We start from the raw sequence: 19,130 nt of genomic DNA on the forward strand, positions 1-19,130 counted from the left end.
ATGTTTCCCGTTCGACTTGCATGTGTTAAGCACGCCGCCAGCGTTCATCCTGAGCCAGGATCAAACTCTCTGATAAAGTGTTTGATTCACTCAAGACAACCAACTAGCTTAGTTATCTCTCGTCATTACTGTTATAAAAAGTTCATTCTTTTGAATGATGATTCGTTAAGAATTTTCGAGAATCGTATGTGTTTCACTGTTTAGTTATCAAGGTTGTTTCGCTGTTGTTTTCAAAACAGCTTGTTCATATTATCACATGTTCAAGTGTTTGTCAACAACTTTTTTGAACTTCTTTTGATTGAGAAATTCAAAACGGAGAAGGAGGGATTTGAACCCTCGCACCGCTATTAACGACCTACTCCCTTTCCAGGGGAGCCCCTTCGGCCAGCTTGGGTACTTCTCCAAATTGCCCTACTTACTAAGTAAGTTCTTCATTAAATTGTTTGCTCTCTTGCGACAGCTTGTTTAGTATAACTGATGTTTCTTTATTTGTCAAGCACTTTTTAAATTTATTTTTTTAAGTGTTTAACAAGCGGAGAGAGTGGGATTCGAACCCACGCGCCCTTGCGGACAAACGGTTTTCAAGACCGCCTCGTTATGACCACTTCGATATCTCTCCATATATAATAATCAAACAAAAAACGCTTTGCACATTAGGAGTTGTCCTTCACTCAAGAGGTTGTCTCTGTCAGTGCAAAACGTATTCTATCATTAAAACCTTTTTGTGTCAACAAGATTTTTTATTTTTTTCAAAAATTCATTCAATATCTCAAAAAAGCCTCTGCAATCGCCAGATCTTCTGGTGTAGTGATCTTGATATTCTGGTAAGATCCCTCCACAAGAAGGATCTTGGTTCCAGTCTCCTGCTCCACTACCATTGCATCATCTGTTACCCCTGTCATGTCCTTTTTGCGTATGCTTTCATAAGCTCCGCGAATCAGATCATATGAAAATATCTGAGGAGTCTGAATATTCCATACAATTTTACGATCTGGAGTCTCTTTAATATAGCCTGACGAGTCTGCCAGTTTCACAGTGTCCTTGGACGGCATGCCCATTACACACGCATTGGTTCGCTTCACGGCCTCATATCCTCTTTGAACCATCTCTTCTGTGATAAATGGTCTTGCACCGTCATGAATGTACACGTAATCTGTATCCTGACAGCATAATAGTCCTGCATACACAGAATCATAACGCTCTTTTCCTCCTGCTGTCACCTTGCGCACCTTGGAAAAGCCATATTTTTTTACAATTTCCTGCTCACAGTAAGAAATCATCTCTTCCCCCGTCACCAGAATAATATCCTGGATCAGCGGACTCTCCTGAAAACAATGCAGGGAATAATACAGAACCGGCTTCCCTCCTATTTCCAGAAACTGCTTCTGTATTTTGCTATGCATTCTTTTGCCCTGGCCTGCCGCCAGAACGATTGCCGTACATCTGCCCTGCTCCATTATCTCTCTCCCAGTTTCAGGTTAGGAACTGCATTTAAGTCCCATCCATGGCGTGTTCCTTTGATATATTCGTAATAAGCTGCCACGCCGATCATCGCCGCATTGTCTGTACAAAAAATAGGTGACGGACGATAGAACTTATAGCCCCTCTTTTCACAAGCCTTAGTCATAGCTTCTCTCAAAGCTCCGTTGGACGCAACCCCGCCTGCAATAGCAATCTTATCCATGTGATAATCTTTGGCAGCAAGCATTGTGTGCTCCACAAGTACGTCTACCACAGACTTCTGGAAAGAAGCCGCAAGGTCGGCACGATTGATCTCTTCGCCCTTCATCTGGGCATTGTTAATATAGTTCAATACAGCAGATTTCACGCCACTGAAGCTAAAATCATAAGGACAGTCTCCTAATTTTCCTTTCGGGAAAACAATGGCGTCCGGATTTCCCTCTCTTGCCAATTTATCTACCTTTGGTCCACCTGGATAACCCAATCCGATTGCACGGGCAACTTTATCAAAAGCTTCTCCCGCAGCATCATCTCTGGTGCGTCCCAGGATTTCAAATTCTCCATAGTCTTTTACGATTACAAGATGTGTGTGTCCGCCGGACACGATCAGACAAAGGAACGGCGGTTCCAGATCCGGATGTTCAATATAGTTGGCAGAAACATGTCCTTCTATATGATGCACTCCAACAAGAGGAAGCTTTTTCGCATATGCAATGGCCTTCGCCTCAGCTACGCCCACAAGAAGAGCACCTACCAGGCCAGGACCGTAAGTAACGCCAATTGCATCCAGATCATCCAGGGTCACATTTGCCTCGGAAAGTGCCTCTTCGATCACCTGATTGATTTTCTCAATATGTTTACGTGAAGCGATTTCCGGCACAACACCTCCATACAGAGTGTGAAGCGCAATCTGGGAAGAAATCACATTTGATAATATAGTCCTGCCGTTTTTTACTACAGAAGCCGCAGTTTCATCACAGGAACTTTCTATTGCAAGAATGAATGTATCTTTCATTTTTTAATCCTCTTCGAAATTCATTTCCATTGTTTTTCCGTCTTTGCCAGGATAAGCTTTTGGGAAAATATCCCGCACCATGTCCATATATTCATCTGGACGGATCAGAGACGGACTGTAATGAGTCAGCCACATTTCCCCTACATCAGCCTGCTTCGCCAGAGTAGCAGCTTCACGGAATGTCATGTGCTTATAGCCTTTTGCCTTCTCCAGCTTGTCATCCTCGCCGTACATCCCTTCGCAGATAAAAAGGTCTGAGCCAGACGCATTTTTCAAAATTGACTCGGTGGGTCTGGTATCTGTAGTGTAAGTAACCTTCAGTCCCTTTCTCGCAGGTCCCAGAACCATATCCGGAGTATATGTCACATCATCGGCTTCAATAGTCTGGCCTTTCTGCAGAGGATTCCAGTATTTCAATGGGATTCCCTGCTCACGGGCACGCTCCGGGGAAAATTTCCCCTGACGGAGTATCTCCAGTGAATATCCATAACAAAGTACATTGTGGTTTACCTTAAAAGCCGTGATCCTGTAACCATTAATCTCAAATACCTGTTCAGGTCCGTTAATCTCGATAAATTTCAGTTCAAAAGGAAGCTCCGGTGCGATCACGCGAAGTGCGTTTACTACCCTCTCAAGACCTTTCGGACCAATCAAGGTAAGCGGTTCTGTGCGCTCTGCATTCCCCATTGTAAGAAGAAGACCAGGAAGTCCGCTGATGTGATCTCCGTGATAATGGGTAAAACAGATCACGTCAACAGGCTTAAAGCTCCATCCTTTTTCCTTAATTGCCACCTGAGTTCCTTCGCCGCAGTCAATAAGAAGACTGTGGCCGTTATACCGGGTCATCAGAGCAGTGAGCCATCTTCTTGGAAGTGGCATCATACCTCCGGTTCCCAGCAGACAAACATCTAACATATATTAAAATATCCTCTTTTCTTTATTCTCCAAAACGTGTTTTCCAAATGCTTTCCGAAGCAATCTTATAACAACATTTTTCAAACATGCTCTAGGAAAGTTTAACACAAGCAGTTTCCTAAAACAAGAGTCAGGTCTTCCCAATATGGAAAATCATTCAGAAATAATTAAAATGAAGCCGCTTGACAAACAGCTTACAATGTGTTTTTATAATTTAAACTTAACATTTGTTGCTGTTTTAAGCTCAGCAACAGAAAGGAATTATTATGATTTTCTGCAGCAAGCCTCAAAAATTCACCTGGCGAAACGCCATTACTCTGCTGCTTCTTCTGACAGCTGGCAGCATTCTCATCTTACTTCTGATACCTTCCGGTTCCTGGTTTGGCTCCGAGACAGACTGGTATTCCCAGCATGTAACCATTGCTGATTATATGAGAAAAAATTTTTATGCAACAGGAAGCCTGTTTCCGGACTTCACCGGACTTGGAGGCGGAACCAATTTCTTTTCCCTCTCCTACTACGGATTTATGCGCCCGGATGTACTGATTTCCTATCTTTTTCCCCATGTGGAAATGGAATGGTTTATTCAGGGATATGCAATATTTGAAATCCTGCTTGGAGGCGGACTTCTTTATTACTGGCTGCACAGGAAGGGTTTTTCGGATTTTACCAGCTTTGCATGCGGCTTTTTTTATCTTAGCGCAAACTGCTTTTTCCAGGCGCACAGACAGATCATGTTTGTGAATTATCTGCCATTTCTTTTACTGGCTTTCCTCTGCCTGGACCGGATTTTTGAGTACCAGGAACAGGACGTGTACCACATCCGTCCCCATATCGGACTGATCCTTTCCCTGTTTTTCTGCATTTTGCATAGCTTTTACTTTTTCCCATCCTGCTTTCTGGCATGCATCCTTTATATCAGCCATCTGCTGCCGGAGCATCTGAAAAATGTACCCGCCAGAATGCAGAAAAAACGAAAATGCAAAATATGGTGGAACTATATTGTGGACGTGTCTTTTGCCGTATCCATGAATCTCTTTCTCCTGCTTCCCACCGGTCTTTCCATCCTTGGAAATAAAAAGGATACCGGTGATTCCACTTCCCTGTTAAAAATCCTGGGAGTGAACCCCACACTGGACAGCATCCTATACAGTCCTTACGGCTGCGGACTCACTCTTTTTTGTCTGTATGCACTGTTTCTGTGCATACGGGAAAAGAAAACCCGAAAGCTGGCAATTGCTGTTTTTGTACTGCTGTTTTTTGACATTTTTTACTGGATTTTAAACGCCACTTTATATGTAAGGCCCAAATGCCTGATCCCATTTCTGCCTTTGATTCTTTACCTGGCTGCACAGGCTCTTGAAGGCCTCCGGCAGAAAAAAATACGCCACAGTCTGCCACTGGCTTTGCTTTGTGCAATTCCGGTTATCGTACAGCTTATTTTCCTTTTACATAATCAGCAGATCCGGCACCTGGTCACAGCTGATCTTGTGCTGCTTCTTGTCTGTGCTTCCCTTGGCGTTTTTCTGGAGGAAAAAGAAATCACGATACCAGTCAGCTGCTGGTGGATAAATCTTGGAGGACTTGTGCTTTTGCTTGCGATTCCTTCTATGCTTTATCTGACAAAAGGACAGGAAGAGCATTACGCCACAATTGCAGACGAGTCCAGAGACTATTTTTCCAGGGAGGATCTGGAGGCGTGCTGTGAAAATCCTCAGGCACGGTTCGATGTAATCGAGCACCCATCCAACAATTCAAACTATGTAATCACCGGGGAGCAAAATAAAAGTACCTTGTATTCCTCTATTTCCAACAGCACTTACAATACATTGCTGTACGATATCCTGCAAATGCCTATCAGCATCCGCAACCGTGTTGCCATGACAGCTGATGTAAATCCTTTTCAGGAATATCTGATGGGCGTCCGGTATATTCAGACAAAAGCAGATAAAGTTCCTGCGGGCTATAAGACCCTTCTGGAAAAAGACGGGCATATACTGGCAGAAAACAGCAATGTGCTGCCTATTGCTTATGGAAGTACGGCTCTGATGACAGAAAGTGAATATGATAAGCTTTCTTCTCCACAGACACTGGATACCATTACCAACCGCACAATTGTGCCGGATTCTCCTGACAATTCAGAGAATGCCAGTGATCTTTCTGCCGCTTTTTTGCCATACGCTTCTCAAATGAAGGAATATTCCCTGCCTGCCGATTTTCTTAATCACAAGACTTCAAAAAAAGATGAAACCGTCCGCCGGGAACTGCCGGAAACACTGCCGGCATCCACTATTCTGCTGCTCTCTTTTGACGTAAAATACAATGGGGAAAAGGATATGTCCATTACCATAAATGGCATCCGAAACCGGCTTTCCGGCTCTGAGGCTCCTTATCCCAACAATAATGATACCTTTTATTATATGATTTCTTCTAATGAGGATATGGATGCTTTGGACATTATGTTTTCCAGAGGAGAATATAAGCTCACAAATATAAAAGCCTACACCCTTCCATTAAGCCTGCTTTCCCATCCGGGGCTGGTAACTTTTCAGGAAAAAGGAATTTCCGGGAAAGAGATTCTAAACGGTAGTATTGATATGCCGAAAGATGGATATTTCGTAACCTCCTATACGTTCTCCAAAGGATACATTGTTTGTGTGGATGGGAAAGAAGCTGCACCGGTACAGGTTAACAAGGCGTTTCTTGGTTTTCCGTTACAAAAAGGGGCGCATGAAATCCAGATTGAATTCCATGCGCCCGGTAAGTCACTTGGGGCTGCACTCAGCCTTGTGGCATTTGTGCTTTTGATTTTCTACAATACAGCGTATGGGCTCAGGCATAAAATCATGCGATAGACCATGACTGAAGCATGTTTGAAAAAGGCTTTCTGCAAGATGTGCGTCACATTTTGCGAGAATGAGAGGTTCTCACTTATCCACGCGGATGCCTAGTCATAAGCAGAGCATCTTCCACGGGATCCGTATAATATTTCTTGCGGATCCCGTCTTTTGTAAATCCCATTCTTTCATAAAGACGGATGGCAGTCCCGTTGCCTGTACGAACCTCAAGATGGATCGTGGTAACTCCCTGCTGTTCGGCAAGCCGAATCAGACTGTCCATAAGGAAATGCCCAATCCCCTCTTTCTGCCTGTCCGGGCGCACTGCAACATTGGTAATGTCGCCTTCATCCAAAACCATGATCAGGCCACAGTAAGCCAGGATTTCTCCTTTCTCTTCCACTACAAGGAACATGGCATCCTTGCGGGTCAGATAAGTAAAAAATCCCTCTTTCGTCCATGGCGGGGAAAATAATTCGTTTTCAATCTTCATGACCTGATCCAGGTCATCTACCAGCATTTCACGAAGAATCATACTCTGACTTCTCCTTTTCTTCTCAGCTGTTTTTTTCAGAAGCTTTCTCTTCCTGCAGCTTCTGGGCGCGCTCACGCTCTGCCTGGGAAACTCTCAGGTATTCTGGAACATGCTCCATAGCAGTCACTATTTTGCCCTCTTTCACATAAATCCCGCCAAGGGCTGCCACTGCAGCTGCTCTTTGCTTATTCACATGGGCAGGTGCAAAAGAATATGGAACCTTCAGGTTCTCCTGGATCATTTTTCCAAAGACAGGCACGCCATCGCCAAGGAATACTACCTCTTCCCCTCTCGCATTCAATTTCTCAATCATCTCAGCCATTGGAACTGCCATCTGAGCTTCTACCGTTACCAGCTTATGCTCCTGAAAGCGGTAGATTCCTGTATAAACCTGACTTCTTCTTGCATCCATAATCGGACAGATCAATGCTCTGGAGTCATACAAATTATATGCCAGTGCATCCACAGTAGGAATTTCCACCAGTGGCTTTTTCAACGCAAGACCAAGTCCCTTGGCTGTAGCAGAACCGATACGAAGTCCTGTAAAAGAGCCTGGTCCGGCTGCCACTGCAATGGCATCAATGGTATCCAGATCCAGCTCTGTCATCTTCACCAGCTCGTCCAGCATAGGAAGAAGTGTCTGGGAATGTGTCTTTTTATAATTAACTGTATATTCCGCAATCAGGTTCTCGTCCTCCACTATTGCAACAGAAGCGACGATTCCTGAGCTGTCAAGGCCTAAAATCTTCATTTTTTCTCCTTACTCTCCCCACTTTTGGAGATTTTCTAATTTTTCTGCCACTTAATCTGCTCTAGAGCGTGTTTGAAAAAGGCTTTCTGCAAGATGTGCGTCACAATTTGTGGGAGATTTCGCTTGGATGAGGGCGCCGTAGCGGGCTACGGCAACCGAATTCGGGTGAAATATACCGCAAAGTGGGGCGTGCAGATTGCGGGAATGATTTTTCAAACAGGCTCTAGTAATCCGGTTACTGTGATCTTACGATAATCGAACCCTTTTTCCAGATTTTTCTCAATGGTAATCTCAATGATCTGCTCTGGCAGGATTTCTTCGATCAGATTAGCCCACTCAATGAGGCAGATTCCATTTCCGTAGAAATAGTCATCATAGCCGATCTCTTCCATCTCCTCAATGTCCCCGATCCGGTACACATCAAAGTGGTAAAATGGCATACGGCCGCTTTCATATTCCTGAATAATGGTAAAAGTCGGACTGTTTACAGGCTCTGTGATCCCCAGTCCTTCTGCCACTCCCTGGGTAAAAACGGTCTTACCTACCCCAAGATCTCCTACCAGTGTGTATACCTGCCCGGGAAGAGCCTTTTCCCCGATCCATTTGCCGAAAGCGAAGGTCTCTTCGGGGCTGAATGTTTCTTTTATCATAACTTTACAACTCCTTTTTACTTGCAGAATTGCTCTTTGCATATTATAATAGAACGAATAACGAAATACAATACTTTTTGAAAAAGGAGATCAAACTATGGCAAATCCAGTTGTTACCATTACTATGGATAACGGAGATGTGATCAAAGCAGAGTTATATCCGGAGATTGCACCAAATACTGTAAATAACTTTATCAGCCTTGTTAAAAAGGGATTTTATGACGGACTTATTTTCCACCGTGTTATCAACGGCTTCATGATCCAGGGCGGCTGCCCGGACGGAACCGGAATGGGCGGTCCTGGATACAGCATCAAGGGTGAATTTGCTCAGAACGGTGTGAAGAATGAGTTAAAACATACCGAGGGCGTTCTTTCCATGGCAAGAGCCATGCATCCGGATTCAGCAGGAAGCCAGTTCTTCATCATGCACAAAAATGCTCCACACCTTGATGGTGCTTACGCTGCTTTTGGTAAAGTGACCGAGGGCATGGATGTGGTAAACCAGATTGCTGAGACCGACACTGACTACAGCGACAGACCACTTGACGAACAGAAGATCAAATCCATGACAGTTGACACCTTCGGCGTAGATTATCCAGAGCCAGAGAAGTGCTGATTATTTATGCTCTGCAGACAGACTGATCCAGAGCATGTTTAAAAAGCTTTCAAAAGAACTTTATCCCCTGCATCTGTGGAATGTTTATTTTCCAGATGCAGGGGTTTTTGTTCTCTTTTAATGGTCAAACACCTTTATTTTGCCTTCCACATCTGCGAAATAAAGCTCCTTCTCTTTGTCCATCTTTATACGTCCGCTGGTGGCTTCTGTGATCACCTTCTGGATTCTTCCAATCTGGTCATTTGGCACAAGAAGATGCATGATCACCTTGTCTGTGTACTCCGTGTCAAGGACCGGAAGCTGATTCTCTGCTGCAATATACTGCAGCTTGCCGATAGCCGTGTAATCTGCAGTCAGTGCCAATGAAATCCCATGGTGCTTCTCTATCACCGTACTCTCCCCCAGGCCAGCCTGCACTGCTCCGGAATAGGCTCGCACAAGTCCGCCGGTACCAAGGAGCACACCGCCAAAATATCTAGTCACAACTACCGCCACATTATAAATATCTTCCCCCAAGATCACATCCAGCATAGGCCGTCCTGCAGTTCCTGACGGCTCCCCGTCATCACTGCACCTAGTAAACTCCCGATGTTCTCCAATAGAATAAGCATAGCAATTATGTCTGGCATCCCAGTATTTCTTCTTCATTTCCTCTATGAAAGCAAGAGCGTCCTCCTCTTTTTCCACCAGGCGCACCGTCGCAATAAACCGGGATTTCTTCTCCGTAATCTCCCCCTCGCCTCCTGCATAGATGGTCTTATAATTTTCCCGCATACGGAAACCTCCAAAAACTCATAATAAAATAAAGATAACAGCTTGTTCTTCCTCATTTGCTATAGTGTAACATGAATTGGCTTTTCTTTCCAGTCTTGTAAAAGGATGCTGTTCACCTTACTATTCACTGATACCGTTCCGCGAGGTGTTTTTTGTGAACAAAGTTCACAGAAATATTCGATTTTAGGGTTTATTTACGAACCTGGATTTGATATAATAGAACGGATTATAAAGGAGGTTTATCATGAACTACGGAAAAAAATCGGCCTCTAAGAAACGGAATTCTCTTATTTCCCGCTCGTCCATGATGGGAAAAAGGGCACATGTTTCGTTTATCAGAGTCCTTTTCATCGGCCTGATCGCCCTGTGCGTTGCAGTATCCAGTCTTGGAATTGGTTCCATTCGTGGAATACTTGCAAATACGCCGGACGTAAATGAAGTGGATATCATGCCTCTTGGTTATGCCACTTTCCTCTATGACTGCAATGGTAATCAGATTCGTAAGCTGGCAGCACCTAATGCCAACCGACTTCCGGTTTCCATTGACCAGATTCCGGAGGATCTGCAGCATGCAGTAGTGGCTATCGAGGATGAGCGTTTTTATGAGCATAATGGAATTGATGTAAGAGGTATTCTTCGTGCTGGTGTGAAAGCACTTACTACCGGAAGCTTTTCCGAGGGTGCAAGTACCATTACCCAGCAGCTTCTGAAGAACAACGTTTTCACCAACTGGACCAACGAGTCTACACAGGTAGAGCGATTTACACGTAAGCTTCAGGAGCAGTTCCTTGCCGTTGAGATTGAGAAAAAGATCGGCGACAAGAACGTGATCCTTGAGAATTACCTGAATACCATCAACCTTGGTGCAGGTGCATACGGTGTACAGGCTGCTGCCCGTCAGTACTTTAATAAAGATGTGTGGGATCTGAATCTTTCCGAGTGCGCAACTCTGGCAGGTATCACCCAGGCTCCTACCAAATACAACCCAATCGAGAATCCCAAGGAAAATGCAAAGAGACGTAAAGAAGTTCTTGACCATATGCTGGATCAGGGTTACATCACTCAGGAGCAGTATGACAATGCTATTAATGATGATGTCTACACCCGCATTCAGGAGGCACAGGCTTCTAATACACAGTCTTCCAGCAAGACATACTCCTACTTTGAGGACGAGCTTACCAAGCAGGTTATCAATGATCTGATGAATATCAAAGGATACACCAAGACACAGGCACAGAACCTTCTGTATAGCGGTGGCCTGAAGATCATGACTACCCAGGATCCGGACATTCAGAACATTGTGGATGAGGAATATTCCGATCCATCCAACTATCCGGATTACGTACAGTACGCACTTGATTATGCCCTTACCGTGAAACAGCCGGATGGACAGGAAGTAAACTACAGCAAGGAAATGATGAAGCTTTACTTCCAGAATGAGGATCCGTCTTTTGATCTTTTGTTTGATTCCCAGGACGAGGGACAGACTTATGTAGACCGTTATAAAGCGAATATTCTTGCAGACGGAAGCACGGTTGTTGCAGAACGTGTAAGCTTTGCCCCCCAGCCTCAGTCAGCAATGACAATCATCGACCAGCATACCGGATATGTGAAGGCGATCATTGGCGGACGTGGAACCAAGACTGCCAGCCTTACCCTGAACCGTGCTACAGACAGTACCCGTCAGCCAGGTTCTACATTTAAGATCGTATCCACCTATGCTGCGGCCCTTAATGAGAAGGGAATGACACTGGCTACCACTTACGAAGACCAGCCAATCACCTACGACAACGGCGCACCGGTCAATAATGCAAGCGGCAGCTTTAATGGCACCACTACGATCCGTACAGCGATCCGTAATTCTGTCAATACCGTTGCAGTTCAGTGTTTTGAGGATGTAACCCCTGAGCTTGGCCTGAAATATCTGGACAACTTTGGATTTACCACACTGGCACATGGTACCGAAGCGGATACCGATGCCAATGGCAATGTTTATACAGATGCCAACCTGCCTACAGCACTTGGCGGTCTGACCTACGGTGTTAAGAACGTAGAGCTTTGTGCCGCATACGCAGCCATTGCGAACGGCGGTAATTATATCAAACCGGTTTACTACACCAAGATTCTTGATCACAACGGAAACGTACTGATTGAGAACAACTCTGTAGGACGCTCCGTCATTAAGGAAACAACTGCTTATCTTCTTACAAGCGCCCTTGAGGATGTAGTTCAGAATGGTACCGGTACAGCCTGCCAGCTTGATAATATGGCAGTTGCAGGTAAGACAGGTACTACAGATGCATACAATGACCTCTGGTTCGTAGGATATACACCATATTACACATGTGCAGTATGGTCCGGCTACGACGGCAACCAGAAGATACCGGAAGGTGACGCACGTAATTTCCACAAAACATTATGGCGTAAGGTCATGAACCGGATCCATCAGGGAATGGAATACAAAGATTTCGAAGTTCCGGATGGTATTGAACAGATCAGTATCTGTGCTGATACAGGACTTCTTCCGAGAGTTGGCTGCCCGGTTACAGAGGAGTACTTTGATGTAGGAACCATGCCTACAGAGTACTGTGACCAGCATTTCTACGAATATGACGAAAGTCAGGATGAAGATATGGAAATCAGCGATGAAAATGCCACTCCGACTCCAGATCCGGAAAATCCGGACGGCACAGACAATGCAGATGGCAGTGGCGGTGACGGCACTGGCGGCGATGGTACTGGCGGTGACGGTACTGGTGGTGACGGTACCGATGGCGGTGATATCCAGTATCCAGATGAAAGCGGCGGAGATTCTGGTAATGATGATATTTATTATTACTAAAAAGCTTTCAGCTGACAGTCAGTTATAAACAATTAAAACTGCAGTTTTCGTTTCCAGAAAGCTGCAGTTTTTTTTCTGCCAAAATAATAGCTGTTCAGTGCCGGAAGCGATAAACTATATATACAAAGAAACGCCTTGCACAGAGTCTGCTGGATTCAGCAATCTTCTGCACAGGGCGTTTCCTGATTTTATGTATTATGAAATTCTCTGGATGATCTGAAATCAGTCTTTGATCACCATACGAGCTGCGCCATAGATACCGGCATCATTTCCAAGGCTTGCAAGAATGATCGGAGTACTCTTACAGGATGGGAATGCATATTTCTGATAATACTTCTGGATACAGTCTGTAAGAGGTTTGCCTGCTTTGGATACACCGCCGCCAATTACAATTGCCTCCGGGTCTGTTACACATGCAAACACGGCAAGTGTGCTTCCCAGAATATCGCCAACCTTCTCCATAGTCTTAACAGCCAGAGCGTCACCCTCCTTGTAGAAGTCAAGAACATTCTTAGCAGAAAGCTTCTCTACATGACGCATCTTGCTGTCCTCCTGGCTCTCCTCCAGAATGTCATTTGCCACACGTACAATTCCGGTTGCAGATGCATACTGCTCCAGACATCCGTGATTACCGCAGTTACATGGGCGAACTTCATTGTGATTGACACATGCATGTCCAATCTCTCCACCGGCACCGTGATAACCTGCGATGATCTTGCTGTCAATGATGATACCGCCGCCAACACCAGTTCCAAGTGTTACCAGAATCACGTTCTTGGAACCCTCTGCAGCACCCTTCCATGCCTCACCAAGAGCTGCAATATTGGCATCATTGGCTGCCTTTGCCGGAAGGCCTGTAAGTGCGCTTAATTCGCTTGCTACGGCCTTAAAGCCCCAGTGCAGGTTAACTGCCATAGGAACTTCACCATTCTCATTAACAGGTCCTGGAATACCGATTCCAACACCGTCTACATTATCCTTTGTGATTCCTCTCTCATCCAGCTTCGTCTTGATTGCATCTGCAACATCCGGCAGGATTGAAGAACCGTTATTCTCCAGTCTTGTAGGAATCTCCCACTGCTCAACCAAAGTTCCATTCGTAAGAAACAGACCGCATTTTACAGAAGTTCCTCCTACGTCAATACCAAAACAATACATACCCATTGTAAATTTCCATCCTTTCTGATCTATGAATTACTATTCTATGCATTACCGTTCTATGCATTACTGTTCTATGCATTACTGTTCTATGCATTACTGTTCTATGCATTACTGTGCCTTAAAGCCTATTAAAAAAGTATTCCCGCAATCTGCACACTCTGATTTTTATTCTTCTCTTTTTTTGGCAATATTCGCCTGAACACGCTTGTACAGCTCCTCAGCTGCATTGTAGCCCATCTTCTTCTGTCTGTGGTTAACGGCTGCAGACTCAACAATAACAGCCAGATTACGTCCTGGACGAATCGGAAGGGAATGGCATACGATCTTGTTTCCAAGATACTCCGTATACTCCTCATGAAGTCCCAGACGGTCGTACTCCTTGTCACGGTCCCACTCTTCCAGCTTGATAACAAGATCGACAGACTGGGTATCCTTAACACTCTCAACACCAAACAGGGTCTTCACATCAATAATACCAATACCACGAAGCTCAATAAAGTGACGTGTGATATCCGGTGCGGAACCAACTAAAGTAACATCGCTCACCTTGCGAAGCTCAACAACGTCATCACTGACAAGACGGTGACCACGCTTGATCAGCTCAAGGGCTGCCTCGCTCTTACCAATACCGCTCTCGCCTGTGATCAGGACACCCTCGCCATAAACATCCACAAGCACACCGTGAATGGAAATACAGGGAGCCAGCTGGACGCCAAGCCAACGGATGATCTCTGCCATCAGACTGGACGTAGTTCTCTCTGTCACAAATGTAGGTACATTATATTTGTATGCAAGATCGATCATATCCTGTGACGGTCTTGTCATAGTGCTGAAGATGACACATGGGATCTTGCTGGAGATAAAACGCTCGTACTTGAATGTGCGCTCCTCATCGCTTAACTGCATCAGATAAGTATACTCTACATATCCGATGATCTGAACACGCTCGTTTGCAAAATGCTCCAGATATCCTGTAAGCTGCAAAGCCGGACGATTTATTTCTGCTGTCTTCACATAAATCTCTGTAAGGTCAATATCAGGCGTCAGGTTGGTCAGATTCAGTTCCTGCGCCAGCTTGGTAAGCTGTACACCCTTCATGCTTTTATCTCCTTTTTCTCTAATGAAGTCCTTCCCGCATAAGCAGTTCCCTGCAGTTACAAGATTCCTCATAATAGGTGAAAACTGTTATGCAGTCTGTGCAGGTTTCTTTGCACTGCACATAGAAATTATATACATTGCCAAAAATCCACACTTATCTGTATTATACACAATTTTTTCTGTAACTTCAATGTCGAATCTTGTTAAAACTGTTACTGTTCGCTCTATTCACAGTAACACGCTTCGCGATGCACAGAAATCATGCATTCGTATGATTTGGCGCTCTATGAAAAAACTGATAGACAGCCTCCGCGCTCTGTACATTCATAGACTCTGTCTGACTTAATTCTTCCACAGAAGCATCCCTGATATTCTCAACAGACCGGAATCTTCTCATAAGAGCCTTTCGCCTGGTCTCGCCAATTCCCGGAATATCATCCAGAACGGAATGTACCTGTTCTTTGCTTCTAAGGGAGCGGTGATACTCAATGGCAAAACGGTGAGCCTCATCCTGGATCCTGGTTACCAGATGGAAACCCTCACCAGAAGTATCAATGGGAATTTCAACATTATTGAAATACACCCCTCTGGTTCGGTGGTTGTCATCCTTTACCATACCACATACCGGAATATCAATTCCAAGCTCTCCAAGAACCTTCCGTGCAATGTTTACCTGGCCACGTCCGCCATCCATAAGGATCAGATCCGGAAGAATGGAAAAGCTGTCGTATTCGCCCTTGGATTCATGGGTAAAACGCCTTGTAAGCACCTCTTCCATGCTGGCGTAATCGTTAGGTCCCTGCACCCATTTGATCTTGAATTTTCGGTAATCGCTGCGCTTCGGCTTGCCCTTTTCGTAAACCACCATGGAACCAACGGACTCAAACCCACTGATATTGGATATATCGTAGGCCTCCATACGCACAATATCCTTAAGCCCCAGCCAGTCCTCAATCTCCTTCACAGCGCCGATCGTACGTCCTTCTTCACGCTTGATCCGTTCTCTGTCTTTGGAAAGAACCATCCAGGCGTTTTCCTTGGCAAGCTCCACCAGCTTCTCCTTTGTTCCCTTTTTCGGTACACGAATGTGAACACGCTGTTTACGCCTTGCAGTCAGCCAGTCTTCAATAATTTCCCCATCCTCTATCTCTGTTTGCATCATGATTTCCGCCGGAATAAAAGGCGTTCCTGCATAAAACTGCTTCAGAAAGCTTGACAAAACCTGTGCTTTGGTATCGCCTCTTGCCACACGGAGAAAAAAGTGATCTCTGCCGATCAGCCTGCCTCCACGCATAAAAAACACCTGCACAACTGCATCCTGCTCCCGGAGATCTTCACTTTCATCCATGGCAACTGCAATAATATCCCTGTCCTCTTCCCCATAGGTAGTAATCTTCTGTCGCTCTCCGATCCGCCTGATACTGTTAATTAAATCACGATATCCTGCAGCATCCTCAAAACGCATCTCCTCTGAAGCAGCCATCATTTTTTCAGTCAGTTGATCGATGGTCTCCTTGTAATTTCCATTGAGGAAATGAAGTACCTGTCCAATGTTCTGCTTATACGCTTCCTCACTTACATTTCCCTGGCAGGGGGCCGTGCACTGCTTCATATGATAATACAGACATGGACGGTCTTTGCCGCAGTCACGGGGCAGATTACGGTTGCAGGAGCGCACCATATAAATCTTGCGGACCAGCTCGATCACGTCTTTCACAGCTGTGGAGCTGGTATAGGGTCCGAAATATTTCGCCTTGTCCTTTTTCATGGTGCGGGAAAAAAGGACTCTGGGATAGGGCTCGTTTACCGTCACTTTAATGAATGGATATGTCTTATCATCCTTCAACATGGTGTTGTATTTCGGACGGTGCTCCTTGATCAGGTTGCACTCCAGTACCAGCGCCTCCAATTCAGAATCGGTGACAATATACTCAAATCTGGTAATGTGAGTGACCATCTGCTCAATCTTTGCACCTTTGTTTCGGCTGCTCTGGAAATACTGACGAACACGGTTCTTCAGACTGACCGCCTTTCCCACATAAATGATCTCATCCTTTTCCCCATGCATAATGTAGACACCAGGCTTACCGGGCAGCTTTTTTAACTCTTCTTCAATCAGGAACATAAAAACTCTCCTTTGTTGAAAAGAACCGGGAAAACATGTCTCCCGGTTCTGATGTTTTATCCTATATTATCTGTATTGTTCAATTACAGGAACGGCAATAGCAGATTCCGCTGTCTCTGTGTCCGCATTTGCCTCATCCGTTTTATCCTCTGCTTTCACAGCCTCATCCAGCGCCTTCAGCCCTTCTGCATCCAACACATCTGAAACTTCCATTCCCTTCTCCACTGCGCGGAAAATGATCATAAATTCCTTACCGGTAATGGTCTCCTTGCGGATCAGATAAGCAGCGATCTTGTCCAAAGCCTTTCTGTGACTGCTGATCAGGCGCTTCGCCTCCTCATAAGAAACACGAAGCAGCTCCATAACCTCATGGTCAACTTCGGTAGCTGTATTGTCACCGCAATTAAGCACTGCACGACCATTCAGATACTGATTCTCCTGAGTTGCAAGACCCATCAGACCAAACTTCTTGGACATACCATACTGGGTGATCATAGCACGTGCAACCTTGGTGGCCTGCTCAATATCATTGGAAGCACCAGTTGTCACGCTGTCAAAAACGATCTCCTCAGCAGCACGTCCGCCAAGATATCCGACCAGCATAGCTTCCAGTTCTTTCTGGGTATTCAGATATTTCTCTTCTTCCGGAACCTGCATAACGTAACCAAGTGCGCCCATAGTACGAGGTACAATGGTGATCTTCTGTACCGGCTCGGAATCCTTCTGAAGGGCACTTACCAGTGCATGTCCTACCTCATGATAGGATACGATACGGCGCTCCTGGGCACTTAAAATACGGTCTTTCTTCTCTTTTCCAACAAGAACCACCTCAACAGACTCCAGAAGATCCTTCTGGGAAACTGCGTGACGGCCATTCTTAACAGCTAGGATAGCGGCCTCATTAACCATATTGGCAAGATCAGAACCAACGGCACCGGATGTGGCAAGGGCAATTGCCTCGAAATCAACGGTATCGTCAAGCCTTACATTCTTCGCATGAACCTTCAGGATATCAATACGTCCTTTCAGGTCCGGACGGTCAACGATAACACGGCGGTCAAAACGCCCCGGACGAAGAAGTGCCGGATCCAGTACCTCCGGACGGTTGGTAGCTGCCAGGATCAGAAGTCCCTTTGAAGTATCAAAACCATCCATCTCAGCAAGCAGCTGATTCAAAGTCTGCTCACGCTCGTCATTACCTCCGCCGTAATGGGAATCACGGCTCTTTCCAATGGCATCAATCTCATCAATAAATACGATACACGGTGCATTCTTCTTGGCTTCCTCAAAAAGATCACGGACACGGGAAGCACCTACGCCAACGAACATCTCCACAAATTCTGATCCGGAAAGGGAAAAGAACGGTACATGTGCCTCCCCTGCAACTGCCTTGGCAAGAAGGGTTTTACCTGTACCCGGAGGTCCTACAAGCAGGGCACCCTTCGGCAGTTTGGCACCAATTTCCACGTATTTGCCTGGATTGTGAAGAAATTCCACAACCTCCTGCAAGGATTCCTTGGCCTCATCCTGTCCGGCAACATCCTTAAATGTGATTCCGGTCTCTTTCTGTACATACGCCTTGGCGCGGCTTTTCCCAACGCCCATCATACCACCGCCGCCTTTGTTTATGCGGCGCATGAAGAACATAAGAAGCACAAACAGAAGCACAGACGGTAAAAGTACGCTAAGCATCATTGCCATAAATTCTCCGAAAGCATCCGGCGGCTCAGATTTAAAAATAATACCGGTTCCTTCCAGACGTTTGGTAAGAGCAGTCTCATCTTCTGTCAGATTGGTGTAATAACTGATCTCCTGATAAGGATTCACCTGCTTCTTCGGCACGATGGTCAGGTTATCAGACTGAAGTGTAACGGATTTCACTTCATCGTTATTCACCATATCAATAAACTTATCATACGTAATCTCACTGGAATTATCCTGCAGCATATTGGTAAACAGGCTGAAACACACCAGAGTAACCAAAAGACATATCAGAAAAGCCAGAATGGACTGATGATTTTTCTTATTGCGGTTGGGATCTTGATCTCTTCTTGGATCCCCTTTATCAGGGCGGCGTCCGCCTTGATTGTTATCCAGATTATTATCCATTTCATTCCTCCTTACTATCTTTTCTATTATAAAGATAAAACGCAGATAAATCAACCTGGATATTGTGAAAACCCTCTGAATTTTTGAGAAAAAAAGGTCAAAAAAATTCACATCAGAAAAAAAATAGATACTTTTTTTACGGCGCAAACTGTAGTATACTAGAGCGTGTTTGAAAAAGGCTTTCTGCAGGATGTGCGTACAATTTGCAGGAATGATTTTTCTAATACAGTCCAGGAACAAT

At 45.1% G+C, this 19,130-nt stretch carries 16 protein-coding genes, 2 tRNA genes and 1 rRNA gene; 4 read left to right on the top strand and 15 right to left on the bottom strand.

The window, feature by feature from the left end:
• The 6 genes from I2D69_RS16000 to I2D69_RS16025 form a co-directional block, all read right to left on the bottom strand.
• Window positions 1-76 (bottom strand): 16S ribosomal RNA (locus I2D69_RS16000); the annotation flags it as partial.
• 237 nt (window positions 77-313) lie between these two features.
• Window positions 314-403, bottom strand: a tRNA-Ser gene (locus I2D69_RS16005).
• A 130-nt stretch (window positions 404-533) separates the two neighbouring features.
• Window positions 534-619, bottom strand: a tRNA-Ser gene (locus tag I2D69_RS16010).
• A gap of 142 nt (window positions 620-761) precedes the next feature.
• Complete coding sequence (ispD, locus tag I2D69_RS16015) at window positions 762-1,457, bottom strand: 2-C-methyl-D-erythritol 4-phosphate cytidylyltransferase (RefSeq protein WP_118583886.1); 696 nt, start codon at window positions 1,455-1,457, stop codon at window positions 762-764.
• Window positions 1,457-2,476, bottom strand: a complete 1,020-nt coding sequence (gene tsaD / locus I2D69_RS16020) for a tRNA (adenosine(37)-N6)-threonylcarbamoyltransferase complex transferase subunit TsaD (RefSeq protein ID WP_148463466.1) — start codon at window positions 2,474-2,476, stop codon at window positions 1,457-1,459. The genes ispD and tsaD overlap by 1 nt, the downstream gene beginning before the upstream one ends.
• Window positions 2,477-2,479: 3 nt before the next feature.
• Window positions 2,480-3,391 carry a ribonuclease Z gene (locus I2D69_RS16025; RefSeq protein WP_118583890.1) on the bottom strand — a complete coding sequence of 304 codons (912 nt, stop codon included), beginning with the start codon at window positions 3,389-3,391 and terminating at the stop codon, window positions 2,480-2,482.
• Window positions 3,392-3,657: 266 nt separating this feature from the next.
• On the opposite strand from I2D69_RS16025, the gene I2D69_RS16030 reads away from it, so the two are divergent.
• Complete coding sequence (locus I2D69_RS16030) at window positions 3,658-6,246, top strand: YfhO family protein (protein ID WP_187566453.1); 2,589 nt, start codon at window positions 3,658-3,660, stop codon at window positions 6,244-6,246.
• Window positions 6,247-6,322: 76 nt separating this feature from the next.
• On the opposite strand, the gene rimI is transcribed toward I2D69_RS16030, so the two are convergent.
• From rimI to I2D69_RS21215, 3 genes are read right to left on the bottom strand one after another with little or no spacing between them, the layout of a single operon-like run.
• A complete protein-coding gene (rimI, locus tag I2D69_RS16035; protein WP_148463469.1) occupies window positions 6,323-6,763 on the bottom strand; it encodes a ribosomal protein S18-alanine N-acetyltransferase in 441 nt (146 codons plus the stop codon).
• A 22-nt stretch (window positions 6,764-6,785) separates the two neighbouring features.
• Window positions 6,786-7,514: a tRNA (adenosine(37)-N6)-threonylcarbamoyltransferase complex dimerization subunit type 1 TsaB gene (gene tsaB / locus I2D69_RS16040; RefSeq protein WP_195380227.1), complete on the bottom strand. Its 729-nt coding sequence runs from the start codon at window positions 7,512-7,514 to the stop codon at window positions 6,786-6,788.
• A gap of 51 nt (window positions 7,515-7,565) precedes the next feature.
• Window positions 7,566-7,688 (bottom strand): DUF6783 domain-containing protein, encoded by a 123-nt coding sequence (locus I2D69_RS21215; protein ID WP_319017829.1) that lies wholly within the window; start codon window positions 7,686-7,688, stop codon window positions 7,566-7,568.
• Between I2D69_RS21215 and I2D69_RS21220 the strand changes: the two genes are divergently transcribed.
• Window positions 7,638-7,769: a DUF6783 domain-containing protein gene (locus I2D69_RS21220; protein WP_319017828.1), complete on the top strand. Its 132-nt coding sequence runs from the start codon at window positions 7,638-7,640 to the stop codon at window positions 7,767-7,769. The two genes, I2D69_RS21215 and I2D69_RS21220, sit on opposite strands and share 51 nt — an antisense overlap.
• Here the strand turns inward: I2D69_RS21220 and tsaE are convergent.
• The gene (tsaE, locus tag I2D69_RS16045; RefSeq protein WP_195380228.1) at window positions 7,727-8,164 is read right to left on the bottom strand and encodes a tRNA (adenosine(37)-N6)-threonylcarbamoyltransferase complex ATPase subunit type 1 TsaE; all 438 of its coding nucleotides are present in this window, start codon (window positions 8,162-8,164) and stop codon (window positions 7,727-7,729) included. The two genes, I2D69_RS21220 and tsaE, sit on opposite strands and share 43 nt — an antisense overlap.
• A gap of 97 nt (window positions 8,165-8,261) precedes the next feature.
• Between tsaE and I2D69_RS16050 the strand changes: the two genes are divergently transcribed.
• Window positions 8,262-8,780: a peptidylprolyl isomerase gene (locus tag I2D69_RS16050; RefSeq protein WP_173717322.1), complete on the top strand. Its 519-nt coding sequence runs from the start codon at window positions 8,262-8,264 to the stop codon at window positions 8,778-8,780.
• A gap of 117 nt (window positions 8,781-8,897) precedes the next feature.
• Here I2D69_RS16050 and I2D69_RS16055 read toward each other — a convergent pair whose 3' ends face one another.
• On the bottom strand, window positions 8,898-9,554 hold the full coding sequence (locus I2D69_RS16055) for a YigZ family protein (RefSeq protein ID WP_195380229.1): 657 nt from the start codon (window positions 9,552-9,554) through the stop codon (window positions 8,898-8,900).
• Between the two features lie 244 nt (window positions 9,555-9,798).
• Here I2D69_RS16055 and I2D69_RS16060 point away from each other — a divergent pair, with 244 nt between their 5' ends.
• Window positions 9,799-12,396: a PBP1A family penicillin-binding protein gene (locus tag I2D69_RS16060; RefSeq protein ID WP_195380230.1), complete on the top strand. Its 2,598-nt coding sequence runs from the start codon at window positions 9,799-9,801 to the stop codon at window positions 12,394-12,396.
• A 222-nt stretch (window positions 12,397-12,618) separates the two neighbouring features.
• Here I2D69_RS16060 and I2D69_RS16065 read toward each other — a convergent pair whose 3' ends face one another.
• The 4 genes from I2D69_RS16065 to ftsH all read right to left on the bottom strand — a co-directional run bounded on the left by I2D69_RS16065 (window position 12,619) and on the right by ftsH (window position 18,889).
• The gene (locus I2D69_RS16065) at window positions 12,619-13,560 is read right to left on the bottom strand and encodes an ROK family glucokinase (RefSeq protein WP_173719269.1); all 942 of its coding nucleotides are present in this window, start codon (window positions 13,558-13,560) and stop codon (window positions 12,619-12,621) included.
• 162 nt (window positions 13,561-13,722) lie between these two features.
• Window positions 13,723-14,655 carry an HPr(Ser) kinase/phosphatase gene (gene hprK, locus I2D69_RS16070; RefSeq protein WP_118583906.1) on the bottom strand — a complete coding sequence of 311 codons (933 nt, stop codon included), beginning with the start codon at window positions 14,653-14,655 and terminating at the stop codon, window positions 13,723-13,725.
• A gap of 259 nt (window positions 14,656-14,914) precedes the next feature.
• A complete protein-coding gene (uvrC, locus tag I2D69_RS16075) occupies window positions 14,915-16,780 on the bottom strand; it encodes an excinuclease ABC subunit UvrC (protein WP_148463474.1) in 1,866 nt (621 codons plus the stop codon).
• Between the two features lie 66 nt (window positions 16,781-16,846).
• Window positions 16,847-18,889 carry an ATP-dependent zinc metalloprotease FtsH gene (ftsH, locus tag I2D69_RS16080; RefSeq protein WP_187566449.1) on the bottom strand — a complete coding sequence of 681 codons (2,043 nt, stop codon included), beginning with the start codon at window positions 18,887-18,889 and terminating at the stop codon, window positions 16,847-16,849.
• Window positions 18,890-19,130 lie beyond the last annotated feature (241 nt).

The organism is Ruminococcus sp. D54t1_190329_F1 (genome assembly GCF_015551645.1).
Taxonomy (GTDB): domain Bacteria; phylum Bacillota; class Clostridia; order Lachnospirales; family Lachnospiraceae; genus Blautia_A; species Blautia_A faecis.